23 protein-coding genes and 1 pseudogene are annotated in these 25,938 nt (G+C 59.4%); 13 read left to right on the forward strand and 11 right to left on the reverse strand.

Annotated elements, in window-relative coordinates; translation table 11 throughout:
• Window positions 1-209 precede the first annotated feature (209 nt).
• From minC to minE, 3 genes are read left to right on the forward strand one after another with little or no spacing between them, the layout of a single operon-like run.
• Window positions 210-998: a septum site-determining protein MinC gene (minC, locus tag PHT20_RS04680; RefSeq protein WP_301019625.1), complete on the forward strand. Its 789-nt coding sequence runs from the start codon at window positions 210-212 to the stop codon at window positions 996-998.
• Window positions 999-1,025: 27 nt separating this feature from the next.
• A complete protein-coding gene (minD, locus tag PHT20_RS04685; protein ID WP_301019626.1) occupies window positions 1,026-1,841 on the forward strand; it encodes a septum site-determining protein MinD in 816 nt (271 codons plus the stop codon).
• Window positions 1,842-1,844: 3 nt separating this feature from the next.
• A complete protein-coding gene (gene minE, locus PHT20_RS04690) occupies window positions 1,845-2,108 on the forward strand; it encodes a cell division topological specificity factor MinE (protein WP_300082373.1) in 264 nt (87 codons plus the stop codon).
• A 73-nt stretch (window positions 2,109-2,181) separates the two neighbouring features.
• On the opposite strand, the gene PHT20_RS04695 is transcribed toward minE, so the two are convergent.
• The 3 genes from PHT20_RS04695 to PHT20_RS04705 all read right to left on the reverse strand — a co-directional run bounded on the left by PHT20_RS04695 (window position 2,182) and on the right by PHT20_RS04705 (window position 5,203).
• Window positions 2,182-3,684 (reverse strand): tripartite tricarboxylate transporter permease, encoded by a 1,503-nt coding sequence (locus tag PHT20_RS04695; RefSeq protein ID WP_301019627.1) that lies wholly within the window; start codon window positions 3,682-3,684, stop codon window positions 2,182-2,184.
• Window positions 3,681-4,151 carry a tripartite tricarboxylate transporter TctB family protein gene (locus tag PHT20_RS04700; RefSeq protein ID WP_301019628.1) on the reverse strand — a complete coding sequence of 157 codons (471 nt, stop codon included), beginning with the start codon at window positions 4,149-4,151 and terminating at the stop codon, window positions 3,681-3,683. The genes PHT20_RS04695 and PHT20_RS04700 overlap by 4 nt, the downstream gene beginning before the upstream one ends.
• Window positions 4,152-4,216: 65 nt before the next feature.
• Window positions 4,217-5,203 (reverse strand): tripartite tricarboxylate transporter substrate-binding protein, encoded by a 987-nt coding sequence (locus PHT20_RS04705; protein WP_301019629.1) that lies wholly within the window; start codon window positions 5,201-5,203, stop codon window positions 4,217-4,219.
• Window positions 5,204-5,461: 258 nt separating this feature from the next.
• Here PHT20_RS04705 and katG point away from each other — a divergent pair, with 258 nt between their 5' ends.
• From katG to PHT20_RS04720, 3 genes are all read left to right on the forward strand, one after another.
• Entirely contained in the window at window positions 5,462-7,666 is a 2,205-nt protein-coding gene (katG, locus tag PHT20_RS04710; RefSeq protein WP_301019630.1) for a catalase/peroxidase HPI, read from the forward strand.
• 186 nt (window positions 7,667-7,852) lie between these two features.
• A complete protein-coding gene (locus PHT20_RS04715) occupies window positions 7,853-8,083 on the forward strand; it encodes a CopG family transcriptional regulator (protein WP_301019631.1) in 231 nt (76 codons plus the stop codon).
• A 9-nt stretch (window positions 8,084-8,092) separates the two neighbouring features.
• Window positions 8,093-8,497: a PIN domain-containing protein gene (locus tag PHT20_RS04720; protein ID WP_301019632.1), complete on the forward strand. Its 405-nt coding sequence runs from the start codon at window positions 8,093-8,095 to the stop codon at window positions 8,495-8,497.
• 110 nt (window positions 8,498-8,607) lie between these two features.
• Here the strand turns inward: PHT20_RS04720 and PHT20_RS04725 are convergent, their stop codons facing one another.
• From PHT20_RS04725 to PHT20_RS04745, 5 genes are all read right to left on the reverse strand, one after another.
• Window positions 8,608-10,101, reverse strand: coding sequence for a sensor histidine kinase (locus PHT20_RS04725; RefSeq protein WP_301019633.1), 1,494 nt, complete (start codon window positions 10,099-10,101; stop codon window positions 8,608-8,610).
• Window positions 10,101-10,766 (reverse strand): response regulator, encoded by a 666-nt coding sequence (locus tag PHT20_RS04730; protein ID WP_301019634.1) that lies wholly within the window; start codon window positions 10,764-10,766, stop codon window positions 10,101-10,103. Before PHT20_RS04730 ends, PHT20_RS04725 begins: the two co-directional genes overlap by 1 nt.
• A 412-nt stretch (window positions 10,767-11,178) precedes the next feature.
• Complete coding sequence (locus tag PHT20_RS04735; RefSeq protein ID WP_301019635.1) at window positions 11,179-12,231, reverse strand: AbrB family transcriptional regulator; 1,053 nt, start codon at window positions 12,229-12,231, stop codon at window positions 11,179-11,181.
• Between the two features lie 25 nt (window positions 12,232-12,256).
• Window positions 12,257-12,838 carry a methionine biosynthesis protein MetW gene (metW, locus tag PHT20_RS04740; protein WP_301019636.1) on the reverse strand — a complete coding sequence of 194 codons (582 nt, stop codon included), beginning with the start codon at window positions 12,836-12,838 and terminating at the stop codon, window positions 12,257-12,259.
• The gene (locus tag PHT20_RS04745; RefSeq protein WP_301019690.1) at window positions 12,835-13,971 is read right to left on the reverse strand and encodes a homoserine O-acetyltransferase; all 1,137 of its coding nucleotides are present in this window, start codon (window positions 13,969-13,971) and stop codon (window positions 12,835-12,837) included. Before PHT20_RS04745 ends, metW begins: the two co-directional genes overlap by 4 nt.
• A 474-nt stretch (window positions 13,972-14,445) precedes the next feature.
• Between PHT20_RS04745 and PHT20_RS04750 the strand changes: the two genes are divergently transcribed.
• The 5 genes and pseudogenes from PHT20_RS04750 to PHT20_RS04770 form a co-directional block, all read left to right on the forward strand.
• Window positions 14,446-14,814 carry a hypothetical protein gene (locus tag PHT20_RS04750; RefSeq protein ID WP_300082455.1) on the forward strand — a complete coding sequence of 123 codons (369 nt, stop codon included), beginning with the start codon at window positions 14,446-14,448 and terminating at the stop codon, window positions 14,812-14,814.
• Window positions 14,815-14,918: 104 nt separating this feature from the next.
• Window positions 14,919-16,301 carry a glutamine synthetase family protein gene (locus PHT20_RS04755; protein ID WP_301019637.1) on the forward strand — a complete coding sequence of 461 codons (1,383 nt, stop codon included), beginning with the start codon at window positions 14,919-14,921 and terminating at the stop codon, window positions 16,299-16,301.
• Window positions 16,302-16,412: 111 nt separating this feature from the next.
• Window positions 16,413-18,725 (forward strand): NADP-dependent malic enzyme, encoded by a 2,313-nt coding sequence (locus PHT20_RS04760; RefSeq protein ID WP_301019638.1) that lies wholly within the window; start codon window positions 16,413-16,415, stop codon window positions 18,723-18,725.
• A 143-nt stretch (window positions 18,726-18,868) separates the two neighbouring features.
• Window positions 18,869-19,261 carry a ribonuclease gene (locus PHT20_RS04765; RefSeq protein ID WP_301019639.1) on the forward strand — a complete coding sequence of 131 codons (393 nt, stop codon included), beginning with the start codon at window positions 18,869-18,871 and terminating at the stop codon, window positions 19,259-19,261.
• 37 nt (window positions 19,262-19,298) lie between these two features.
• Window positions 19,299-19,736: pseudogene (locus PHT20_RS04770) on the forward strand (barstar family protein); the annotation flags it as partial.
• Window positions 19,737-19,916: 180 nt separating this feature from the next.
• On the opposite strand, the gene rsmA reads toward PHT20_RS04770, so the two are convergent.
• The 3 genes from rsmA to PHT20_RS04785 are packed head-to-tail and all read right to left on the reverse strand — an operon-like array spanning window position 19,917 to window position 24,489.
• The gene (rsmA, locus tag PHT20_RS04775; protein WP_301019641.1) at window positions 19,917-20,723 is read right to left on the reverse strand and encodes a 16S rRNA (adenine(1518)-N(6)/adenine(1519)-N(6))-dimethyltransferase RsmA; all 807 of its coding nucleotides are present in this window, start codon (window positions 20,721-20,723) and stop codon (window positions 19,917-19,919) included.
• 10 nt (window positions 20,724-20,733) lie between these two features.
• On the reverse strand, window positions 20,734-22,098 hold the full coding sequence (locus tag PHT20_RS04780) for a peptidylprolyl isomerase (RefSeq protein ID WP_301019642.1): 1,365 nt from the start codon (window positions 22,096-22,098) through the stop codon (window positions 20,734-20,736).
• A gap of 6 nt (window positions 22,099-22,104) precedes the next feature.
• Window positions 22,105-24,489 (reverse strand): LPS-assembly protein LptD, encoded by a 2,385-nt coding sequence (locus PHT20_RS04785; protein ID WP_366520893.1) that lies wholly within the window; start codon window positions 24,487-24,489, stop codon window positions 22,105-22,107.
• Window positions 24,490-24,565: 76 nt separating this feature from the next.
• Here PHT20_RS04785 and PHT20_RS04790 point away from each other — a divergent pair, with 76 nt between their 5' ends.
• Both PHT20_RS04790 and PHT20_RS04795 read left to right on the forward strand, forming a co-directional pair.
• A complete protein-coding gene (locus tag PHT20_RS04790) occupies window positions 24,566-25,708 on the forward strand; it encodes a phosphotransferase (protein ID WP_301019643.1) in 1,143 nt (380 codons plus the stop codon).
• Complete coding sequence (locus PHT20_RS04795) at window positions 25,689-25,925, forward strand: 4Fe-4S dicluster domain-containing protein (protein WP_301019644.1); 237 nt, start codon at window positions 25,689-25,691, stop codon at window positions 25,923-25,925. The genes PHT20_RS04790 and PHT20_RS04795 overlap by 20 nt, the downstream gene beginning before the upstream one ends.
• Window positions 25,926-25,938: the final 13 nt, after the last annotated feature.

Consider the following 25,938-nt stretch of genomic DNA (forward strand, 5'->3'; position numbering starts at 1 on the left):
GTAAGTCAATTGAACATCCTCCACCGTCTTTGCTGGCCCCGTTCATTTTTTTAAATTTCATCTGTGCATAAGCCAAAAATAGCGCCGCCTTCGGGCTTTTATGATGACGTCATCAAGTAAGATTTAGCCTCTCGCAAAAAACACCGGTTTTTTTGTGCACATCTGCACCAACCTTTTCAGTTTTCAATCCTTTATCTCCAAGCGCTCACGTGGCAACCACCTTTGAAATCAAAAGCGCACAGCTTCCGCTGATTGCCCTGCTGCTGAAAACCGGAAACCTTGAGCAAGTGACTCAAGATCTGCTTTCACAATTTGGTCCTCAAAGCGACAGCCCTGATTTTTTTGACCACGACGGCCTGGTGCTTGACTTGTCTGGTGTCACCGGCAGCGTCACACTGCCCCAGTTTTCAGCCTTGCTGACCACACTGACACAGTGCCGTTTGAAACCCTTGGCTTTCAGAAGCGCTTCTGAGCCCTGGTTGCAGTTGGCCAAAGCCAGCGGGCTGATCGAAGCGCCGGCCGACATGCCACGTGGCAAAGCCAATGCCAGCAAAAAAACCGCCCATGGTGCTCAGCAAGAGCCAGTGCGTGAGGTAGTTCGCGAAGTGGTCACTGAAGTCGTCAAAGAGGTGGTGCGCGAAGTTCCTGGTCCGGCCACCTTGGTGATTGACAAGCCCCTGCGTTCAGGTCAAAAAATTTACGCTCGCGGTGCCGACCTGGTGCTGTTGGCCATGGTCAACATGGGTGCTGAAGTGGTGGCTGACGGCAACATCCACGTCTACGCCCCATTGCGCGGCAAGGCCATGGCAGGCGCCAGTGGCAACACCCAGGCACGCATTTTTTCGCTTTGCCTGGAGCCCGAATTGATTTCGATTGCTGGTGTCTACCGCACCAGCGAACATCCCCTTGACAGCCACATTCAGGGCAAACCTGCCCAAGTGCGCTTGAGCAGCATAGACGGCCAAGACAAATTGCTGTTTGAAGCCCTGAACGCCTGAACAACCCTTTAGAAAGATACACCCAACATGACCAAAATCATTGTCGTCACCTCCGGCAAAGGTGGCGTAGGCAAAACCACCACCAGCGCCAGCTTTGCCACCGGCTTGGCGCTGCGCGGTCATAAAACTGCGGTGATTGACTTTGACGTCGGCCTGCGCAACCTGGACCTCATCATGGGGTGTGAACGCCGCGTGGTGTATGACCTGATCAACGTCATCCACGGCGAGGCCAATCTGAACCAAGCCCTGATCAAAGACAAGCAGTGTGACAACCTGTTTGTGCTGGCAGCCTCGCAAACCCGTGACAAAGACGCCCTGACCCAAGACGGGGTTGAAAAGGTGCTCTCTGACCTGAGCGCCATGGACTTTGAATTCATCGTCTGCGACTCCCCCGCGGGCATCGAAACCGGTGCCCTGATGGCCATGCACTTTGCCGATGAAGCTTTGGTGGTGACCAACCCAGAGGTGTCGTCCGTGCGTGACTCTGACCGGATTTTGGGCATGTTGTCGAGCAAAACCAAACGTGGCATGCAAGGGCTTGAGCCGATCAAAGAGCATTTGCTCATCACCCGCTACAACCCGTCACGCGTCAACCAGGGACAAATGCTATCGCTGCAAGACATCCAAGACATCTTGCGCATTCCACTCATTGGTGTCATTCCTGAGAGCGAAACCGTGCTGCAAGCCTCTAACCAAGGCGTGCCCGCGGTGCACATGGAAGGCAGTGATGTGTCTGAAGCCTACAAAGACGTGATTGCCCGTTTTCTGGGTGAAGACACGCCCCTGCGGTTCACCGAGCCACCCAAGCAGGGCTTGCTCAAACGGCTGTTTCGAGGGAAATAAACCATGGCTTCGTTCCTCTCTTTTCTCCTGGGCGAGAAGAAAAAGACCGCCTCTGTTGCCAAGGAACGGCTGGTCATGATGTTGGCGCACGAGCGCAGTGGCCGCAATGCCTCAGACCCCGACTACCTGCCAGCCCTGCGGCGCGAGTTGATTGATGTCATCTGCAAATACGTCAAGATCAACCCCAACGACGTCAAGCTCAACCTGGAACGTCAAGACAACCTGGAAGTGCTTGAAGTCAAGATTGAGCTGCCTGATGCACGTTGATGCGCTGTCTTGTGTGTCCAAGTCAAGGCCATGAATTGCTATTAAAAATAGAGCTCTATTCTATATGTAAAAATCAGAGCACCTTGGTGCGCTGACTCCAACGCCGGTACAGCGGTGGCACCAGCAGCATGGTCACCACACCGATCCACAGGCCTTTGCAAATGGCGCTCTCCAGCAAAATGCCGAGCTCGCCATTGGTGATGGACAATGCGCGGCGCAGGTTTTGCTCCATCAAGTCGCCCAGCACAAAGCCCAGAATCAGCGGCGCCATCGGAATGCCTTGCTTGCGCAGCAAATAGCCGCCAATGCCCAACCCAGCCATCAGCACCAAATCAAACGTGGTGGCATGCACCGAGTACACCCCGACCGCGCTGATGGCCAAAATACCTGGCACCAGCAGCCAGTTGGGCACCAGCAAAATGCGTGTGAACAAGCCCACCAGCGGAATGTTAATCAACAGCAGCAGCACGTTGCCAATGAACATCGACGCAATCAAGCCCCACACCAGCGCCGGTTGCTGGGTAAACAGTGCCGGGCCGGGTGTGATGTTGTAGAGCGACAGCGCGCCCACCATCACCGCCGTGGTACCGGAGCCCGGCACACCCAGCGTCAGCATCGGGATGAACGAGCCGTTGGCCGAGGCATTGTTGGCTGCCTCTGGCGCACACACGCCGCGAATGTCGCCCTTGCCAAACGTGCCGTATTTGTCGCTCAAGCGTTTCTCAACCGTGTAGGCCATGGCGCTGGCAATGGTGGCGCCCGCACCCGGCAGCACACCCACTATAAAACCCATCACCGCCGAGCGCACCGTGCACCACCAAGTGTGTGCCATTTCTTGCAAATTGAACAGGTTGCGCCCGGTCTTGCGGATCAAGCCACTGGCGTTGGCCCGGTGCTCCAGCATCAGCAAAATCTCACTGACCGAAAACAGCCCAATCACCACCACAATGAACTGGATGCCGTCGCTCAAATGCACGTTGTCACCGGTGAAGCGGTACACGCCTGAGTTGGAGTCCAGCCCCACGGTCGAGAGCGACAAGCCAATCACCGCTGCCAGCACCGCCTTGAGCGGCTCGTTGCCCATCAGCCCGGTGATGCAGGCAAAGGCAAAACACATCAGCGCAAAATATTCTGCCGGGCCAAAGGCCAGCGCCCAGCGTGCCAGCAGCGGCGCAAACAGCACAATGCCGGTGGTGGCAAAGGTTGAACCCACAAAAGAGCTCCAGGCTGAAATGGACAACGCTACGCCGCCTTGCCCTTTGACTGCCATGGGGTGGCCGTCGATGGCCGTCATGATGGCGCCAGCATCGCCTGGCACATTGAGCAAAATCGACGAAATGCGTCCACCAAATTCACAGCCAATGTAAACCGCAGTCAGCAAAATCAAGGCGGTCTCAGGCGGCAGTTTCAGGGCAAACGCCAGCGGCATCAACAGCGCCACGCCGTTGATCGGCCCCAGGCCGGGCAACATGCCCACAATGGTGCCAATGAACGCGCCAATGGCAGCCACCAGCAGGTTGATCGGCATCAACGCTACGCCAAAGCCTTCCAGCAGATGATTCAAGGTGTCCATCAACGCCCTCCAAGCAGAAATGACAGCACGCCGGTGGGCAACACCACGTCGAGCAGTTTGTCAAACATCAGGTAAAACCCCAGCCCCATCACCACCCCACCCAGCAGCGTCTTCTTGAGCGTGCCGCCAAACGCCATGCCCACCGGCACTGCCATCAAGCTGGTGGCCAGCCAAAACCCCAGGGTTTGGAACAAAGCGGTGTAGATCAGGCAACTGGCCGCACACAGCGTCACAGCTTTCCAGTCCAGTGCTGAGGTGGCCGCCAGCACCGGCGTGCCAGATGCCACGCCATGTGCAGGTTTTTTAACCAACAGCCAGACACCGGCCAAGCCCATCAAGGTCGCCAGCAAGGTGGGAAAGGCACGCGGCCCCACCGGCTCGTAAGAAATTTCGGCTGCATAGCCGTGTGCCGCCCAAGCCATGGCCAAAGCCACCACCAGGCAGACACCTCCCAAGATGCGATCACCCATCATGAAACCTTAAAAAGTAGAGCTGCTCACGCTTATTCCATAAGCGCTAGAGGCCAATTTACCAGTTAGTTCGCCACCTTCAAATTGAAGTCTTTGGCCAATTGGCGGTAGGCTGTCATGCGCTCTTTGATGAAGCCGTCGAGCTCTTTTCCTGTCAGGGCAAATTTGAACAAGCCGCGCTCCACACGCAGCTTGTCGTAGGCGGGGGTGGCCATCATCTTGGCAAAGGTGTCGCTCCACACTTTGTAGTCGGCATCGCTGACCTTGGGCCCCATGTAAAAGCCGCGAATGATGGGCCATTGGACGTTGTAGCCCTGCTCTTTCATGGTTGGCACACCAGCGAGCTTGCCCTCCAGGCGCTCGCCTGCCAGCACCGCCACCACGCGAATCTTGGCTCCGGCTTTCATTTGCTCTTCAGCCTCAGAGGCATCGCCCGAATACACCTGCACATGGCCCCCTTGCAGTGCCGTGATGGCCTCGCCACCGCCTTCAAAGGCGACAAACCGCATCGCTTTGGGGTCCAGCCCGGCGGCGCGTGCTGTGAGTGCGGCTTTCATCCAGTCTTGGCTGCCGACGCTGCCGCCAGCGCCAAACACCACCTTGCTCGGGTCGGCCTTGATGGCAGTCACCAAGTCTTGCATAGTTTTGATGGGCGAGTTTTCGGCCACGATCACCGCACCAAAGTCACTGCCCACAGCGGCCAGCCAGCGGACATCGTTTTCGTTGTAGCGGCCAAACTTGCCTTGCGCCAGGTTCAGCAGTGAGCCCCCCGAAAATGCCACGATGGTGTTGTTTTCCGCCGGGCGTTGCGCCACGATGGCGTTGTAGGCCACGGCGCCAATACCGCCGGGCATGTAGCTCACACGCATCGGGTCGGCGGTGTATTTGCCGTCTAGCAACGCGCCTTGCGCCAGCTTGCAAGTCAAATCAAAGCCACCACCTGGCTTGGCCGGTGCCACACATTCGGTTTTGTCCAGTGGGCCGGCCAATGCCGACAAACTCAACCCAGCAACGCAGGCCACAGCGGCCCATGAAACATGATGCAGACGCATGAAAAATCTCCTGTAAGTATGTTGAACATGCCGCTTGACCGCCAGCCGGTGGTTGCGACATGGGGGTGACTGTAGAAAAAAGAGCCTGTCAATCACCTTTCAAAAACCCGGCTCAAAAATCAGTGGAAACCCTTGGTGACTTTATTCATGGTCATAGTCATAGTTCATTGACCCTATTGAATGAATTGACTGGCTTTATCAAACCCAGCGTTCTACAGTTCATTTCACCCCTTCAACCCCCTTTTCAAGGAGCTCACCATGTCAACCCAAGCCACATGCCCGTTTGCGGGTGCCACCCAAGTCAAACCCGCCCCCAAAGGCACCGTCAATGCCGATTGGTGGCCGCAGCAGCTCAGGCTTGGGCTGTTGCACCAGCACTCGGCCAAGTCTGACCCCATGGGACAAGACTTCAACTACGCCCAAGCCTTCAAGCGCCTGGACTTGGCCGCAGTCAAGCAGGATTTGAAGGCGCTGATGACGCAGTCACAAGACTGGTGGCCTGCTGACTTTGGCCACTACGGGCCGTTGTTTGTGCGCATGGCCTGGCACAGCGCGGGCACCTACCGCACCAGCGATGGGCGTGGTGGCGCTGGTCATGGCAACCAGCGCTTTGCACCGCTCAACAGTTGGCCAGACAACGTCAACCTGGACAAGGCACGCCGGTTGATTTGGCCGATCAAACAAAAGTACGGTCACAGCATCTCCTGGGCTGACCTGATGATCCTCACTGGCAATGTGGCCTTGGAGTCCATGGGGTTCAAAACCTTCGGTTTCGCCGGTGGCCGTGAAGACATTTGGGAACCCGAAGAAGATGTGTACTGGGGCGCTGAAAAACAATGGTTGGCAGACCAGCGCCATGCCGGCGAGCGTGAGCTGGAAAACCCGCTGGCGGCCGTGCAAATGGGGCTGATTTACGTCAACCCGGAAGGCCCCAACGGCAACCCCGACCCGTTGGCCGCAGCGCGCGATATTCGCGAAACCTTTGCCCGCATGGCCATGAACGACGAAGAAACGGTGGCACTTATCGCCGGCGGCCACACCTTTGGCAAAACCCATGGCGCGGGCGATGCCGCCCAAGTGGGCCCCGCGCCCGAGGCCGAAGACATTGCCGCCCAAGGCCTGGGTTGGCACAGCAGCTTTGGCCGCGGCAATGCCGGTGACACCATCAGCAGCGGTCTGGAAGTGACCTGGACCAGCACCCCAACCCAATGGAGCAACAATTATTTTTGGAACTTGTTTGGTTACGAGTGGGAACTGACCCGCAGCCCCGCCGGTGCACACCAGTGGACGCCCAAACACGGCATGGGCGCAGCCACCGTGCCCGATGCGCATGACCCCAGCAAGCGCCACGCCCCCGCCATGCTCACCACCGACTTGGCGCTGCGGGTTGATCCGGCCTACGAGCAAATTTCGCGCCGTTTCTTTGAACACCCAGACCAGTTTGCTGACGCATTTGCCCGCGCCTGGTTCAAGCTGACGCACCGCGACCTGGGGCCAGTCTCGCGCTACTTGGGCCCAGAAGTGCCGTCTGAAGTGCTGCTGTGGCAAGACCCCATTCCGGCTGTGAACCACCCGCTGGTGGACGCCCAAGACGTGGCTGCGCTCAAAGCCAGCCTGCTGACATCCGGGCTGTCCATTGCGCAACTGGTGAGCACAGCTTGGGCCAGCGCAGCCACCTTTCGCGGCAGTGACAAGCGCGGTGGTGCCAATGGCGCGCGCTTGCGCCTGGCCCCCCAAAAAGATTGGGCGGTCAACCAACCGGCCGAGTTGGCGCAAGTGCTGCCACAGCTTGAAGCCATCCAACAGGCTTTCAACGCGGCTCAGTCTGGTGGCAAGCAAATTTCCATGGCAGATGTGATTGTGTTGGGTGGCTGTGCGGCCATCGAAGCCGCTGCGGCAAAAGCTGGTGTTGCTGTGACCGTGCCATTCACGCCCGGGCGCATGGACGCGGCGCAAGACCACACCGATGTGGCTGCCTTTGCCGTGCTGGAGCCACACGCCGACGGTTTTCGCAACTACGCCCAAGTCGGGTGCGAAAGTGCGGCTGCAGAATTGCTGATCGACAAGGCTCAGCTGCTGACCCTGACGGCCCCCGAAATGACCGTATTGATTGGTGGCTTGCGCGCCCTCAACGCTAACTTTGACCACAGCGCACACGGCGTGTTCACCCACCGGCCAGAGGTGTTGAGCAATGACTTCTTTGTCAACTTGCTTGACATGGGCACCCAATGGCAAAAATCAGCCAGCACGCAAGGGGTGCTGGAGGGGCGAAACCGCAGCACGGGTGAACGCCAGTGGACCGGCACGGTGGTTGATTTGATGTTTGGCTCAAACGCCCAGTTGCGCGCCATCGCTGAGGTCTATGCCGCTGACGATGCGCAACAAAAGTTTGTCAACGACTTTGTCGCCGCGTGGGTCAAGGTGATGAACCTAGACCGGTTTGACTGCAACCCAACGCGCTGAAGTTTGAGGTTAAAAAACTACTGAATAAATAGCTGCTTATGCTTTATACATAAGCGCTAGAGCCTTATTTGGCACTTAATATTTGCCATAAACCAGCTGCAACTAGAGCGTGTCAACTTGACGAGGTATCTGTTCTACATATACTTGAAAACATACTTGTCAGATTGAATCAAAGGAGTTTGCGCCATGTCTCAAATCACGCTGTACCTTGACGATGCCACACAGGCACTGGTTGACCAAGCTGCCAAGGCGCATGGGTTGTCAAAAAGCCGCTGGGTGACAGACATCATCCGCAAATATGCCTCCCATGAATGGCCGCAAGATTGCCTGGCATTGGCAGGACGGTTTCCTGACTTTCCTCTGTGCAATGACAGCTCTGGCACGCTGCCTGACGATGCGCCACGCATCAGCTTTTGATGGCCTGCCATGCTGATTCTCGATAGCAACATCATCAGCTACTACTTTCGAGGCGACCTACAAGTGGTGCCGCGTCTGCAGGCTCTGCGCCCTATCGATTTGGGTGTGCCAGCCATTGTGGAATATGAGCTGCGCTATGGGCTGCAGCGTATGGCTCCCGAGGCGGCCGCACCTCGCTTGGCGGCCTTGGCTCAATGGCTGCAACCCTTGCAAATTTTGCCGTTTGACAGCGAATGCGCCAACCATGCGGCGCGTATTCGCGTCGCCTTGGAAGCCGCAGGCACACCCATCGGCGCACACGACACGCTGATTGCCGCCACCACCCTGCGTTATCAAGCCACGCTGGTCACACGCAACGTGCGCGAATTTTCTCGTGTACCGGGCCTGCAGTGGCTGAACTGGCATCAGGCTTGATGAGCAAACGGTCGGCGTATCAGGATTCCGTCAGGATGTTCAGAGGGCTTTGGCGAACAGCCTTCAAAAAACCATGATCCGACCGCCACCAACACATGTGCAAGCCCCGGCTACAGTGGCCAATGCAGGGTCACGGTAAGCCCTGGTGTGGGGCTTGCTGCGTCGGTGGTCCGCAAACTTAAATCTCCGCCGTGGCGTTGCACGATGGCTTTGGCTATGGCTAACCCCAGACCTGAGCCACTGCTTTGGGCGCTGCCACGGTAAAAACGCTCGCCAGCGCGCGCCAACTCTGCGCTGGTCATGCCCGGGCCGTTGTCGATCACCCGCAGCACGGCTTGTGCGGGGCTCAATGCAGGCAGGTCTGGTTGTTCAATGCCAGCCTGCACCGTGACTTTGGAGCCCGGTGGCGTGTGGTGCAGAGCGTTGTGCAGCAAATTGGTCAGCGCCTCCTTGAGCAAACCCGCATGGGTGCTGACTTCGGCTGGCAAATTGCCCAAAGGCTCAAAGCCCAGGTCAATGTGCCGTGAGCGCGCGTCAGGCCAGGCCGCACGTGTGACCGCTTGTGCCAATGCGATCAGGTCACAGGGTTCCATGTGCCACTCCAGCGTGTCAGCGCGGGCCAATGCCAGCATTTGGTTGGTTTGTCGCACCGTGTCATCCACTTGCAATTTAATAGCTACCAGCGCTTGTTTCATAAGCGCTGCATCGGGTTCTCTGAGGGCAAAACTGACCTGTGTCGAGAGCGTGGTCAGGGGCGTGCGCAGTTGGTGTGAGGCATCGTCAATGAAGCTTCTGCGCGCCTGCATGGCTTCTCGGTAGCGCATCACATGGTGGTTGATAGCCTCCACCAAGGGCTGCACGTCTTGGGCAATGTGGTGCGCATCCAGCGGGGTCAGGTCTTGCGGGTCGCGCTGCAACACCTCTTGGCGCAAGCGCTGCAGCGGCCGCAGCGACCAGTTCACCGCCAGCACCAGCAGCGCCAGGCCAGCCAGCAGCAGCAGCAGGTCGCGCGCCACGGTTTCCATCACCAGCTGGCGGGTGAAGTCTTGCCGGCTCTCCAGCGTTTCACCAATCTGAATCACCACCTGGCGCGAATTGGAGCCGCTTGACAGTGGCCGTGCCAACGCACGCGCATAAGAGCCCAGCCGAATCGGCTCACCGTAATACAGCGCGTCGCTGAACTGCGGCTGGCCATTGACCAGTGGGCGGGGTGCCCCAGGTAGGTCGGCGTTGCCAATCTCCACCAGGCCGTCGCCGCTGGCCACGCGGTAAAACACCCGGCCGTTGGCGGTTAGCTCAAAAAACTCCAGCATGCGGTAGGGCAGCTCGACCGACAGCCCACCACTGGCAGTCGAAATATTGGCATCCATGGCCTTGATGGCACCCAGCAGCGAGCGGTCGTAAGCGGCATTGGCAGCAGCCAACGCAGTGCGCCAGCTCACCACAATTTCCAGCCCCATCACCAGCAGCATGCCGGGCAGCAACACCAGCAGCAGCGTGCGGCGCAGGCTTAAACGGCGCAGGCGGTGAAGACCGAACCCGCGCCGTGGTTCACCCGCTGGTGCAGGCTCGGTGTCGTCAGATGGCGGATCGGAGTTGGACATCAGTCGCTCTCCAGCACGTAGCCCAGGCCACGCACGGTGGTGATGTGCACGCCAGTTTTGTCTAGGCGTTTGCGCAGTCGGTGCACCAGCACTTCCATGGCTTCTGGCTGCACGTCAACCTCGTCTGAAAACACGCGCTCCATCAAGTCGCGCTTGGACATTGGTTCGCCACTGTGTTGCACCAGCGCGCACAGTGCCGCGTGCTCACGCGGTGTCAGGCTCAGGGGCACGTGTTTCAACAGCAGTTGCTGGCTCACCGGCTCATACACCAGTGGGCCGCAGGCAAAGCGCGGATGGTCGCTGCCGCGGGCGCGGCGAATCAATGCCAGCAAGCGCGCCTCCAGTTCAGCCAGCTCAAACGGCTTGGCCAGAAAGTCATCAGCGCCTTCGCGCAGCGTGCTCACGCGCTCCATCAGCGAGTCGCGTGCCGTCAAAATCAGCACCGGCAAACGCTGCCCCGCGTCACGCAGTTCAGCCAGCACATCATGGCCATCGCGCCCGGGCAGCCCCAGGTCAAGAATCAGCGCGTCATAGCGGCTGGCTTTCAGGCTTGACCGCACCAAGCGGCCGTCATTGACCCAGTCCACCTGAAACTGGCTTTGCTGCAACGCCTGCACCAGCCAGGTGGCCAAGGCAGGTTCATCTTCGGCCAACAGAATGCGCATAAAGATCAATCGGGTTGAGGGAGTTGACCAAGTTTAGGGCGTACCCGCGGTTGCGGTTCAAATTGATGTGGACTTGTTCCCGCTCTCTAAGGTGTGGGTGGATGGCCGTGTCGCTTTGGCTGGTTTGGCTGGTGTTGGGGTGTCTCTGGCATGGTGGCGGTGAGGGTTTCTCTGGCGCTCTGCTACTTGGGTGGCTCTGGCACGGCGCGGCGGCTGGGTCAGGTGCATGCGGTTTTGGGGGCAAAACACGCGCGGGGCTGATGTCTCAGTGCGCCAGCACCGCTTGCGCGCGCCTTTGCCCCCAAAGCCCGGTCGCCTGACCCAGTCGCCCTGCCGGGTTAAACCCTAGACACCCTGGACACCCATACGCCCCATCACACCACTTTGCATTGCCCCCCGTGCACGCCGCACACTACCTGGCCAGCCAGGCCGTCAAGCGCGGCCCCAGACCCAGCACCATCAAAAAACGCACCAGCTGCATGGCCATCACAAAGCCCACATCCACCGCGCTGGTGGCCGCAATCACCACCACCGAATCGGCGCCGCCTGGGCTGGTGGCCAGGTAAGCGGTCAGCGGTGCCACGCCGGCCAGCCACACCAGCAGCAGCGCCAGCACCAGCCCCAAACCCATCAGCGCGGCAATGGCCACCAGCACCATCGGCAGCGCTTGCCAGGCGTGCATCAAAATCAAGCGGGTAAAGCGCAGCCCCACGCTCCAGCCAATGGCGGCGTAAGCCAGCATCAGCAGCAGCGGCGGCAACTCAATCACCAGCCACCCTGCGGTTTGCAGCACGGTGCCCGCCACCAGAGCCAGCACCATGCCCCCCGCTGGCAAATTCAGCCGCTGCGCCAGCACCGCCGCCACCAGCATCAGCAGCCCGGTGGCCACCACATGGCGCAGGTCGTGCACCACCAGCATGTTGGGTGCCAGCGTGGGTGTGTCTGCCACCGACATGGCCAAATGCGCCACCCAGGCCGCTACCGCGGTGACGATGACCACCCGGGTGTACTGCATGAAAGCCACCAGCCGCATGTCTGCGCCATAGCTCTCGGCCATCAGCACCATGGCTGACGCTGCCCCGGGTGCAATGCCCCACAGCGCCGTGGTGCCCGGCAACACCTTGCGCCGCACCAGCCACCAGCCAAGCAAGCCACCCGCAGTCATCACCAGCACGTTGATGCCTACAAACAGTGGCCACCGCGCCAGCACCTGGTCAAGCGCTGGCGGCTGCATGCTTTGCGCCATCAGGCAGCCCAGCACCGCTTGTGCCAGCACAAACACCGGCTTGGGCAAGCCCACCGGTCCGAGTTGCAGCGCCAGCAAGATGGCCGCCATCATGCAACCCAGCAGCACCCCAGCCGGAAACTGAGCCAACTGCAGCAGCCCGCCAAACAAGCCGCTCAATGCCAGCAACACCAGCCAGCGCAGCGCAGCATGGGTGTGCCAAGGCGTCCGGTGGCTCATTGATTTGCGTGGTGGCGCAAAGCCGCTAGCGCGACAGCTTGTAGACCGAGGTGCCCGCCCGCCAATTGGGCAGCCAGCGCACCACCTGGCCGTCTTGCAGGCCAAAACTGTCTTGCACCCGCAGGCCATTGCGCGCCGCCAGCACACCCATGTCGGCATGCGTGCCAACCCGAATGTTGGGCGTGTCAAACCACTGGTAAGGCAGCCGTTTGGTCACCGGCATGCGCCCCTGCAGCACGCTCAAGCGGTTGGGCCAATGGGCAAAGTTGGGAAACGCCACCACGCCCATGCGCCCTACACGCACAGTCTCGCGCAGCATCACCTCGGCGTTACGCAAGTGCTGAAAGGTGTCAATTTGCAGCACCACGTCAAAGCTGGCGTCGGCAAACATGCTCAGGCCTTCGTCCAGGTTGAGCTGCAGCACATTCACGCCGCGCTTCACACAGGCCAGCACGTTGGCATCGGCAATCTCCACGCCATAACCAGTGCAGCCGCGGCTGTTTTGCAAGTGCGCCAGCATGGCACCGTCGCCACAGCCCAGATCCAGCACGCGTGCGCCCTCGGGCACCAGGTTGGCCAGCGCCAGCATCAAATGGGGGTCACTCATGCGGTCACCTCAATACTCTCAAAATATGAGCGCACCACGCCCATGTAGCGGGCGTCATCAAGCAAAAATGCATCATGCCCGTGGGGCGCGTTGATCTCGGCATAGCTCACGTCGCGCTGGTTGTCCAGCAGTGCCTTCACCATCTCGCGGCTGCGCTTAGGGGCAAAGCGCCAGTCGGTGGTGAAGCTCACCAGTAAAAATTTGGCGGTGGCTCTGGCCAGCGCCTGGCTCAGGTTGCCTCCAAAAGCCCGCGCCGGGTCAAAGTAGTCCAGCGCGCGGGTGATCAGCAGGTAGGTGTTGGCATCAAAATACTCGGCAAACTTGTCGCCTTGGTAGCGCAAGTAGCTCTCTATTTGAAACTCGGCCTCGAGCGTGCTGTAAAAGAAGGCGCGGTCGGCCTCGCTTTGGCTGGCGGCAATCAGCTGGCGGCCAAACTTCTCGTTCATCACATCGTCACTCAGGTAAGTGATGTGGCCAATCATGCGGGCAATGCGCAGGCCGCGCTTGGGCACCGTGCCGTGCGCGTAAAAATGGCCGCCATGAAAATCTGGGTCGGTGGTGATGGCACGCCGCGCCACCTCGTTGAAAGCAATGTTTTCAGCGGTCAAGTTGGGCGCGCTGGCAATCACCAACGCATGTCGTACCCGGCTGGGGTATTGCAGCGTCCAGCTCAGCGCCTGCATGCCACCCAAGCTGCCACCCATCACCGCCGCCAGGGTTTGGATGCCCAACGCATCCAGCAGTCGCGCCTGCGCGTTGACCCAGTCTTCTACCGTCACCACTGGAAAATCAGCGCCATACACCTGACCGGTGTTGGGGTTGATGTGCATCGGGCCGGTTGAGCCAAAGCACGAGCCCAGGTTGTTCACGCCAATGACAAAAAACCTGCGGGTATCAAGCGGCTTGCCCGGGCCAATCATGTTGTGCCACCAGCCTTCGCTTTTGTCTTGCCCGGCATACACCCCGGCCACATGGTGTGAGGCGTTCAGGGCGTGGCAGATCAGCACGGCATTGGAGCGGCTGGCGTTGAGCGTGCCATAGGTTTCATAACTCAACGTGTAGCCGTGCAACATGGCGCCACTTTGCAATTGCAAAGGCTCAGCAAAGGGCATGGACTGTGGGGTAACGATCATTTTGAGCACATCTTCAGCAGTGGGGAGAGGGGTGCGTGAAACACGGTGGGCTTGGCGGGCAGGGGTTTCGCAATCGTTCAAACCCATTAAGTAGGGCATCTTTAGCGGAACTTGTTAAGCGCCCGCAAGCTTTGGCAAATCGGCGCTAGTTCAGTATATCAACCCTCTTCATTTCATTTTTGAAAGCTGAGTTTGTTAAAAAATCCAAAGCCTCAGGCTCAGGTTGAGGGTGCGAGTCATGTCAACTTTTCCCTCCATTGCTCATGAATGCGTGGTTATTTCACACCAAACTGTGACAAAGCAGGTTTGAAGCGCAAGCATTTGTAACGGATGTCACGCCCAGCGCCAGGGCGTTACGTTTGACTTAAAAGGGTCAAAACAGCCCGTTAAAGTTGAGCCACATCGATGCCCGAGGGGTCTTTTTTAAACATCAGACCCGTTTGTTTCAGACCTTATTTTTTTGGAGTTTTCACCATGAACACATCTTTTTCTACCCTGTTGGTTGCCCTGCTTTCTGTCGTGTCTTTCAATGCCGCATACGCCCAAAGCGCCAGCACCTCAGAAGCCCCTGCCCGTGTGATCCAAGTTGCGGTCACGCACCCTGAAAAAGCCGTCATGTCGCATGATGTGGCCAGCATGATCAAGCTCAGCCACCAAGCTCAAGCGCAGTACCGCCGCACCGGCAGCGCGCAAGATCTGGCCCGCGTCAACGCCATGCGCCTTGCTTTGGCCGAGCGCGGCATTGGCCGCGCCACCCAGCCCGCACCAGCGCTGCAAGCCGACACCCAGTTTGCCGCCCCCGCAGTGGCTGCCAACATCACTGTGGCCAGCGCAGCGCAGTAACCCCGCTGGTTGTTCCGCCTTCCCCCGCCGGGGGAAGGTCGGGGTGGCGGCGCATGGGCTGGCCGGCTTAAACTGGGTGCATCACCATTCATGCACCTGGTTTCATGCCCACCCCTGCTCACCCCCCAACCGACCTTGCCACCCCAACGCCCGGCGTGCCCAAACGCCTGAATGCTTGGTTTGCCCAGCACGGCGTGCAAGACATCGAATGCATTTTTCCTGACATCACGGGTTACCCGCGCGGCAAGCTCATGCCCGCAACCAGTTTTTTGGCTGGCACCGAGCTGCGCATTTGCCAGGCCATCCCGATGCAAGCGGTCACGGGCGACTATTCCTACCACCCGGTGTTTCCAGATGCAGACCCCGATGTGCGCCTGCAACCCGATTACGCCACGGTGGCGCTGGCACCGTGGGCCAGTGTGCCGCGTGCGGTGGCGGTGCACGACTGCCTGGAGCTGGACGGCACGCCGTGCCAGTTTGCCCCGCGCAGTGTGCTTAAAAAAGTGCTGGCCAGTTACGCCGCCATGGGCTTGACCCCGGTGGTGGCGCCCGAGATCGAGTTTTACCTGACTGCGGCTCAAGCTGACCCCAGCCAGCCGCTGCAAGCCCCCGCGCTGCGCCACGGCCGCGCCGAGGTTGGGCAAAGCGCCTTCAGCCTGAACCTGCAAAACGAGTTGGCACCGTTTTGGAATGAATTTCGCGATGCCTGCCAAACGCTGGGCATCCGCACCGACACCTGGATTCACGAGGTGGGCACCACCCAGTTTGAAATCAACTTGCTGCACGGCGAGGCGGTGGCGGTGGCCGACCAAGCGTTTTTGTTCAAATATGCGGCCCGCGAAATCGCCCTGAAGCATGGCCTGAATGCGGTGTTTTTGGCCAAGCCCATGGCGCAAAGCGCGGGCAGTTCCATGCACCTGCACATCAGCCTGGTGGACGCGCAGGGGCAAAACGTGTTCAGCCTGCCAGATGGGCGTGAGAGCCCGCAGTTCATGCCTTTTGTGGCGGGTTTGCAAACCTTTGGTCCCGAGCTGATGCTGATGTTTGCCCCCAACGTCAATTCATACCGCCGCTACGTGGCGGGCAGCCAAGCCCCTACCCACATGCAGTGGGGCTATGACAACCGCACCACCGGCCTGCGTGTGCCCACCAGCGCACCGGCCGCGCGGCGGGTTGAAAACCGGGTGGCTGGGGCAGATGCCAATCCATACCTGGCCATGGCCGCGTCGCTGGCTGCGGGTCTCAAGGGCTTGCAAGCCCACTTGAGCGCCACCGAGCCGTTGTCTGGCAACGGCTATGAGCAGGCGCACAGTTTGCCGCGTTCGATGGCTGAGGCAATTCAAAAAATGGAGCAAAGTTTCTTTGTCAGACAAGCGCTAGGGGATGATTTTGTCACGGGTTATTGCGCTGTGAAAGCGCTCGAGATGGCGCATTTTGAGCGCGAGGTCAGCGCCTGGGAGCGGCGCTACCTGTTGCCGCAGGTGTAGCCGCGTCGCTGGCCACCTCATCAGCGGCTGTGCATATCTCAAGGTCTACAATTTCCGCTTTGATTCGCATCAAGCTGGCCTGCGGGCTGGCACTCATAAGCAGGAGACCTCATGACTCAAGCCGCCCCAGCTACCGCTGAAGACAAACGCGCCGAGCTGCGCCGTGCCGCCCTTGAATACCACCAGTTTCCAACGCCCGGCAAAATTTCAATTGCCGCCACCAAGCAGCTGATCAACCAGCACGATCTGGCTTTGGCTTACTCCCCCGGAGTGGCCATTCCGTGCGAAGAAATCGTCAAAGACCCCAACAACGCCTACAAATACACCAGCCGCGGCAACCTGGTGGGTGTGGTGACCAACGGCACGGCGGTGCTGGGGCTGGGCGACATCGGTCCACTGGCGGGCAAGCCGGTGATGGAAGGCAAGGGCGTGCTGTTCAAAAAATTCGCTGGCATTGATGTGTTTGACATTGAAATCAACGAAAAACACGATCTTGACAAGCTGGTGGACATCATTGCCTCGTTGGAGCCCACCTTTGGTGGCATCAACCTGGAAGACATCAAGGCGCCTGACTGCTTTTATGTTGAGCGCAAGCTGCGTGAACGCATGAAGATTCCGGTGTTTCACGACGACCAGCACGGCACGGCCATCACCGTGGGTGCAGCCATCATGAACGGCCTGAAGGTGGCTGGCAAAGACATCAGCAAGGTCAAGCTGGTGACCTCTGGCGCCGGTGCGGCCGCGTTGGCTTGCGTGGGGCTGTTGGTGAAACTGGGTGTGCGGCGTGAAAACGTCTGGGTCACTGACTTGGCGGGTGTGGTCTATGAAGGCCGGGTGGAGCTGATGGACCCCGACAAAGCCATTTACGCCCAACCCACCAGCGCCCGCAAACTGGGTGAAGTGATTGACAACGCCGATGTGTTTTTGGGTTTGTCCGCTGGTGGTGTGCTCAAGCAAGACATGGTCAAGTGCATGGCGCCCAACCCCATCATTTTTGCCCTGGCCAACCCCACCCCAGAAATCACCCCCGAGGAAGTCAAAGCGGTGCGAGACGATGCCATCATTGGCACCGGCCGCAGCGACTACCCGAACCAGATCAACAATATTTTATGTTTCCCGTACATCTTCCGCGGCGCACTGGATGCGGGTGCCACCACCATCACGGTCGAGATGGAAATGGCCGCGGTGCATGCCATTGCCGAGCTGGCGCAAGCCGAGCAAAGCGAAGTGGTGGCCGCTGCTTATGCGGGCGAGCCGCTGGCGTTTGGCCGTGAGTATTTGATTCCCAAGCCGTTTGACCCGCGCCTGATGATGAAGGTGGCACCAGCCGTGGCGCAAGCCGCCGCCGACAGCGGCGTGGCGCAGCGCCCCGTGACTGACATGGACGCTTACCGCGAACGCCTGCAAAGCTTTGTTTACGCCTCTGGCACGGTCATGAAACCGATCTTTACAGCCGCCAAAAAAGCGCTCAAAAAACGCGTGGCTTTCTCAGAAGGTGAAGATGAGCGCATCTTGCGCGCCGCCCAAATTGTGGTGGACGAAGGCTTGGCCATGCCGACCCTGATTGGCCGCCCCAAGGTGATTGCCGAGCGCATTGAAAAATTTGGCCTGCGCCTGAAAGAGGGTGTGGACTACGAGGTGGTCAATGTCGAGCACGACGACCGTTACCGCGATTTCTGGCAAACCTACCACCGCATGACCGAGCGCAAGGGCGTGACCGTACCGGTGGCCAAGATCGAGATGCGTCGGCGCTTGTCGCTGATTGGCGCCATGATGCTGCACAAGGGCTATGTCGACGGCATGATTTGTGGCACCTGGGGCACCACCTCGTTGCACCTGCAATATCTCGATCAAGTCATTGGCAAGCGCGAAGGTGTCAAAACCTATGCCGCCATGAACGGCCTGATGTTGCCCGGCCGCCAGGTGTTTTTGGTTGACACCCACATCAATTACGACCCCAGTGCTGAACAGCTGGCCGAAATCACCGTGATGGCGGCCGAAGAAATGCTGCGTTTTGGCATTCCGCCCAAGGTGGCACTGCTCAGCCACTCCAATTTTGGTAGCAGCAGCCAGCCCAGCGCCATCAAAATGCGCGACACCCTGGCCTTGTTGCGTGCTCAAGCGCCGTGGCTTGAGGTGGATGGCGAAATGCATGGTGACGTGGCACTTGACAGCGCAGCGCGCGGCATCATCATGCCGCACAGCACGTTGCAAAGCGATGCGAATTTGCTGGTGTTACCCAATATTGACGCCGCCAACATTGCCTACAACCTGCTCAAAACCGCAGCGGGTGGCAACATTGCTGTAGGTCCCGTGTTGCTGGGCGCCGCCAAGCCGGTGCACATTTTGACGGCCAGCACCACCGTGCGGCGCATTGTCAACATGACGGCGCTGACAGTGGCAGACGCCAACGCTGTTCGTTAAACCAGCCACCGGGTTCATCGCGCCCGGGCTGTCATTGCCCTTGCAGCCATTGCCTATTTATTGGGCAATGGCTTGCTTTTTTGGGGCAGATCAACGACACTAGCGCCCTTAAAAGTTCGGGTTAACCCGTGGTTTACAGGGAAATGTGGATGTTGCAACAGATCAAGCTGAAGTGGGTGTGGGCAAGCCTGGCTGTGGTGCTGGCCTGCACTGCGGTGCTGGCCAGAGCACCGGCATCGACAGGCTTGCTCAGCACCATCAGCTTGCGTGACTTGCCTGCCCAAGGGGTTCAAACCTACACACTCATTTTTCAGGGCGGTCCATTTGCCTCTGAGAAAGATGGTGTGGTGTTTGGTAACCGTGAGCGAATTTTGCCGATGAGCAAACGTGGTTATTACCGTGAATACACGGTGCCCACACCAGGTTTGAAACATCGTGGCACTCGAAGAATTGTGTGTGGGGGGCGCCCCACCACGCCAGACATTTGCTACTACACCGCGGATCACTATGCGAGTTTTCGCAAGATTGAACCCTGAATACAGTCATTTAACGAAATCATAAAGAAAGCACATCATGTCACTTGCTCAACCCCCAGTTGCTACCCCTACCAACCCCGCAGAGATGGCTTTGCGCGGCATACGCAGCAACATCGTGCAGTCTATTCGGGCATTTCGTGTGCCAGATCTGCAAGTGGCCGCTCAAGCGCTCGGACATCATTTCTTGTATGCCAACCTGGCCACTGCGCAAAGCAAGCAAGACGTGCTTGATCAGATTGGCAAGCAGTTCATGCTGAATGTGGCAGTAGGTAAAAACTTTGATTCGCTCTATGACAGCCTGACTGACCCGGTGCACAAGTCTGGCCCGCAACAAGGCTTTGTGGTGGTGTTAGAGCATATTCCAGCCCATGCCAAGTTTGACAAAGAAGCACGTGAGCAGTTGCTCGACATTTTCCGCGACACGGTGGACTACTGGGGTGACCGCAAAGTGCCGTTCCGCTGCTTTTACTCCTTCTCGGTGGCACGCGCAGCGCATGCAGATGCAGCGCACGCCAGCGCGACCAACAGCGTGGGCAGCATTGAAGTGCTGACTGAAAACGGCGAAAAAATGCCCACCGACAAATTGCTCGACATTTCCCCCCAAGCCCTGCGCATGAGCAGCCCGTTCAATGCAGGTTACTGGACGGCCAATTAATCATTGAACTGCCAATGGCACTGGGCACGCCCCTGAGGGTGTCAGCGCCATCACCAGTGCTTGGAATTCTTCCACTGGCACTTCTTCAGCGCGGCGTTGCACGTCAAATTGGCCGGCAAAATTTTTGTTTTGCAGCCAAGCTCCCAAAGTGTGGCGCAAAATTTTGCGACGCTGGCTGAACGCCACTTGCACCACTTCACTCAGCTGCGCCACATCAAGCGGCGCGGCATCAGGGCGCGGCAGCATCCGCACCACGGCGCTGTCCACGCGCGGGGGCGGTGAAAAACTCTCGGGTGGCACAAACAACACGTTTTCCATGGCGTAGCGCCATTGCAGCATCACGCTCAAGCGGCCATACGCGGCTGTGCAAGGCTTGGCCACCATGCGGTCAATGACTTCTTTTTGCAGCATGAAGTGCTGGTCTTGCACCACGTTTACCGCGTTGAGCAAGTGAAACAAAATGGGTGTGGAGATGTTGTAGGGCAGGTTGCCAACAACTCTTAATTTGATAGCATCCTGCGCTTGTGCCACCTGCGTAAAGTCCACTTTCAATACATCAGATTCAATCACCTTGAGCTGGCCGTGACTGCGCAGGCGCTGCGCCAGGTCGCGATCGAGCTCAATCACGGTCAGCGCACCCAGGCGCTCCACCAGCGGCTGCGTGAGTGCCGCCAGACCTGGGCCAATTTCAACCATGGCATCACCCGGCTGGGGCGCAATGGCTTGCACGATGGCATCAATGATGCCGCCGTCGGTCAGAAAGTGCTGGCCAAAGCGCTTGCGGGCAATGTGGAGGCTGTGTTTCACCGCTTGGGCCTTAAAGCGGTGGCTCGCGCAGCTCGACATAAGCCCGGGCGCGCAGGTCTTGCGCCCAGGTGCGGTAGCTGTCTTCAATCTTTTTCTCGCGCAACAACCCCCGCACACTCTCGCGCTGTTGTGCTTGGCTCAAGCTGGCTTGGCGGCGCTCTTGCAACTGAATCAAATGCACGCCAAAGCGCGACACCAGCGGGTCACTCACCTCGCCGGGGGCAAGCCGGTTCATGACGGCTTCAAACTCGGGCACGAACATGCCGGGGCTGGCCCAGCCCAGGTCGCCCCCACTGGCGGCACTGCCGTCTTGTGAAAATTCACGTGCCAAGGTGGCAAAGTCAGCGTGGCCGCCGACCAGTTGTTTTTTGAATTCGGCCAATTTTTGGCGTGCCTCGGTTTCGCTGATGCGCGCATTGGGCACCAGCAAAATATGCCGGGCGTGGCTTTGTGTGACCACGGCCGTAGGCAGACCGGCGTGGATTTTTTCGACCACCTTGAGCACATGAAACCCAGCCGGTGAGCGCACCAGCTCGGCCACGTCGCCCACTTTGAGTGCTTTGGTGGCGTCTACAAACAGCGCCGGGTAGCGGCTGGCCTCGCGCAGCCCCAGTTGACCGGCGTTGACCTGGTCGGCGGCATCAGAAAACTCGCGCACCAGGGCGGCAAAGTCTTCTCCTTGGCGGGCGCGCTCCCAAGCCCGCTGGGCACGTTTGTGCAAAGCTTCCAGTTGCTCAGGGTTGGCAGACTCGGGCACCGAGACCAGCACTTGCGCCAGGTTCAACTGAATAGCGCTGAGGCTTTGGTTGCTGTTTTGCTCCTGCAGGTACTGGTCAATGTCAAGCTCTGAGACTTGCACCCGGCTTTCGACCTCGCGCTCGCGCAGGCGCTGCAAGGTGATTTGGTCACGCAGCTGGGTTTTGAAATCTGCCTCTGACATGCCATCACGTTGCACCCGGCGCAACAGCTCGGGTACATCAATCTGGTTTTGTTGCGCCACGGTTTGCATGGCCATGTCGACGGCCGAGTCTTCGACCCGCACGCCGGTGTCTTTGGCGTGGTGCAGCTGGGCTTTGAGGTTGATCAGGTTGTCAAGCACCTCGGCACCCAGCACCCGCACATCAGGCTGGGCTTGGCGTTGCTGGGCAATTTGCTGCAGCACGCGTTGCACTTCCCGGCGCACCTGGGTGTTGGTGATGGGCTCCGAGTTGACCACCGCCACAATGAAATCAGCCTGCGAGGTGGCCGCGGGCGCGGCGCCTGTGGTCAGGCTGGGGGCGGTGACAAGGTGCAAGCCTTGCGCCTGCACCCAGCCGCTGGCAGCGGTCAGTGACAAGGCCAGGGCAAGGCTCAATGAGTTCGGACGAATGTTCATGGCAGGTCAATCGTAGTTGCTGAAGCGGCTGGGGCTGGCAGCAGGTTCACGCAAGGTTTGGTAATTGGGAATGTTACTTTTGAGCGACTTGAGCGGGTTCACGCCCAAGCGCGAGAAACCGACAAATTCCAACTGGAACATGAGGCGCTGGGTGGCTGTGACGCTGCTGGTTTGCAGCCGCTCCAGCACGATGCGCCCAAGCCAGCAACCGGCATCGTACTCAAAGCCCAGCACCGAGTCCACCAGCTTGCGCTCGTTCATGCTGTAGTTCAGGCGGCCTACGCTGTACCAGCGCCCGGGCACTGGGTCAGTGCCGGCGGCCGGGCTGGCACCCCCCATCAGGCTGTGCAAAGGCCACTGCCAACCCAGGTCAATTTGTTCGCTAGAGTTGCGCTGAAACCGGTAGGCCATGTTGAGGGTGCGGTAGCGGCCGGGGTTGTAACGCGCCGCCAGTGTGGCGCGTACCGACTCATCGGTGGTGGGGTTGATTTGCACCGTGCCATCCAATTTCCAGCGCGTGTCCCAGTTGAGCGAGCCGCCCAGCAAAATGTCGCTGAGGCGGTCGGTGGCCGGCAGCACGCCGGGCAGGGTCACGTTTTGGTCACGAAAGCGCAGCCGTTGTGCCAGCCCCACGCGAGCCACTTCTGCACCCGTGTCAAGGTTCAAAAAGCGCGACGTCACGCCCAGGGTGAGCAGGTTGCTGTCTGAGATGCGGTCGTTGCCAACAAACGCGTTTTCTTGGTAAATGGTGGCAAAGTTGAAGTCGTAAGCGCCCGAGTCGTAATTGGGCAGCAGGCTTTGGTCGCGGTAGGGCGTGTTGACATAAAAGGCGCGTGGCTCCAGCGTTTGCAGCAGCGCCCGGCCAAACAGCTGGGTGTCGCGCTCAAACACCACCCCAGCATCCAGACTCAGACTGGGCACAGTGCGGTTGGCTTGAGTTGAACCATCTTTGAGCGCTGCGTCAAACTGGTAGTTGGTGGCGTGCAGCTGAATCTTGGGGCGGATGTAGCCCGCCGGTGACTGAAAGGTGTGGCTGGCTTGCAGCACCGAAAACACCCGCTCGGCATTGGGCTGCAGGGTCAGGGCGCGGCTGGATTGAAAGCGGGTGTAGTCGGCTTCCAGGGTCACATCCAGGCCGCCGCCCCAAAAGTTGCGGCTGGTGCGGGTGGTGAGCTGTGGCAAGCGGTCATAAGGCGGGATGATGGGCGCGGTGACATCTTGCAACGTTTGCCATTTGAGCGTGCGCAGTGAGCTGGCCCAGGCGCCGCTGCTCCAGTTCAGGATGGCATCGTTGGCCAGCAGGCGCTGTGTCAGCGAGGCATTGGCGCGGGTGAAGTCGCGCCAATAGTTGTCGTCGCTGACGCGGTTCAGGTTCAGGGCCAGCAGCGCGGGGCCAGCCGTCCAGGGGCTTTGCAGGCGCGCTTGGTGGTTCAGGTTCAGCCCCCAGCGGTTGCTGCTGCGCAGTTTGTCTGAAGGCATCCAGTTGGCGCGTAGGGTGCCCGCATAGTCGGGCTCAAGGTAGCGGAACTCGGTGTCCAGATTCACCCCGCGCTTGGTCATGACGGTGGGCGTGACGGTGACATCGCGGTTGGGCGCAATGTTCCAGTAGTAGGGCACCGACACCTCGGAGCCATTGACGTTGTCCACGCCCAGCGTGGGCGGCAGCACGCCAGATTTGCGCTGGTCACTCAGCGGAAAACTCACATAGGGCACGGGCAGCACCGGCACCCCTTTGAAGCTGAGCACGGCGCCAGTGGCGGTGCCCACATCTTCATCGTTGTCCAGGGTGATCTGGCTGGCTCGCAAAATCCAGTCGGGCATCCAGTCTGGGCCGGGCAAGCGCTTGCAGGTGGTGAAGGTGGCGTTGTGGATGACCGAGCGTTGCGCGTCCAGAAACTCAATCCGGTCCGCCTGGCCATGGGCGTCGTTGCGTAAAAAATGGTAGTTGGGGGTGTTGAAAAAGCCTTCAAAAGCGTCTAGTCGCAGCTCAAGCAGCGGCCCCTCGTAAACATTGCCAGCACGGTTGATACGCACATGGCCGCTGGCTTTGGCCAGGTCGGTGGGCTGGTCGTAGTCCAACTGGTCGGCACGAATGACCATGTCGCCCTTGCGCAGCTCGGCAGCACCTTGCACCAGGGTGTTCAGGTCTGGGCGGCCGCTGATGTGCGCGCCGGTCACAAAGGTGGGCAACTGGCGGCGCACGTTAGCATCGATGGCCTCTTGCAACTGCGGGCTGGCCTGCAGCTGCAGCGCGGGCTCTGCGGGTGTTTGGGCGTGCGCGTTGACCACCATCAGGGGCAGCAAGGCCTTCAGGATGTGACAAGAAGTCACACCCCAGTGAGCAGGCACGAGCACTGGCTGTGCCACCACAGGCAGCTTTACCCGGCGCATGAGGCAATCACAAAGTTAACGGCAGAGACGGGCATGACGAAGCGGGGTTGGGTCGGGTTTTAGAATCTCATTATCCATGAGCCAAGAACCCCTTCCCCCCACTGCCCAGGTTTCAGACATTGCCTTCCCTGATGCCGAGCGCGCGCGCCAATTTGACCGCTGGCTGCATCAAACTGCCCCCCAATTCAACCTGCAACCCAGCACCTTGCGCCTGGCCAGTGCCGATGCAAGTTTTCGCAGGTACTTCAGAATTGAGAGTGGCTCATGCAATGATGACAAGGATTTGAGACCTATTTCATACATCATCATGGATGCCCCGCCAGCGCAAGAAAACTGCCAACCCTTTGTCAAGGTGGCGGCTCTGATGCAAGCCGCAGGCGTGCACGCGCCTCAGGTGCTGGCCTGGGCACAGGCGCAAGGCTTCATGCTGCTGACCGACCTGGGTCAGCAGACGCTGATGCACATCATCCAGCCGCATGACGCGTCAGCCAATTTGCCGCTGTACCTGCAAGCGGTCGACGCGCTGATTGCCTGGCAGCTCAGCTCCGCACCGGGGGTCTTGCCGCCCTATGACGAAGCGCTGCTGATGCGCGAGCTGGCGCTGTTTCCAGACTGGTACATCGGCCAGTACAAAGGCCTGGCGATCGACGCAGCCATGCGCTTCACGCTTGACAACAGCTTCAAGCAGATTGTGGCCAACAACCTGGCCCAGCCCAGCGTATTTGTGCACCGCGACTTCATGCCCAGAAATCTGATGGCCCCCACGCTTGCCACTGCGTGTGCAGCGCTGCCCCCCACGCCAGCAGGTCAGCTGGGGGTGCTGGACTTTCAAGATGCGGTGTATGGCCCTATCACTTACGACATTGCCAGCTTGATGCGCGACGCGTTTTTGAGCTGGGACGAAGACTTTTGCCTGGATGTGACCATTCGCTACTGGCAAAAGGCGCGCCAAGTGGGTCTGCCGGTGGGGGATGACTTTGGCGAGTTTTACCGTGCTGTCGAGTGGATGGGGCTGCAGCGCCACCTGAAAGTGGCAGGCATTTTTGCCCGCCTGACCCTGCGCGACGGCAAACCGCAGTACCTGGCCGACACCCCGCGCTTCATTGGCTACATCCGCACCACCTGCGCCCGCTACCGTGAGCTCAAACCGCTGCTGCGCTTGGTTGACCAGGTGGAGGGCATTGTGACCCCCGACATCTTTGGCTTTGGCCGTCAATAAGTCCACTTTCAAAGTTGTCATCAGCCCGGCACGCTGCACCGGCTGCGGCTGCGGCTGGTGCGTGGCCGCCTGCCCACTGCACCTGCTGTCCCTGTCACCACAAGGCTTCAGAAAAACCGCGGCGGTGCACGACGAGGCGGCCTGCACGGGCTGCAAAAAATGCGAGCGGCGGTGTTTGTTCAGTGCGGTGAGCATCCACGCCCCTGCCCCTGCCTAAGGTCTGCGTCACC

Origin of the sequence: Rhodoferax sp. (genome assembly GCF_028715765.1) — a bacterium.
Lineage (GTDB): Bacteria > Pseudomonadota > Gammaproteobacteria > Burkholderiales > Burkholderiaceae_C > Rhodoferax.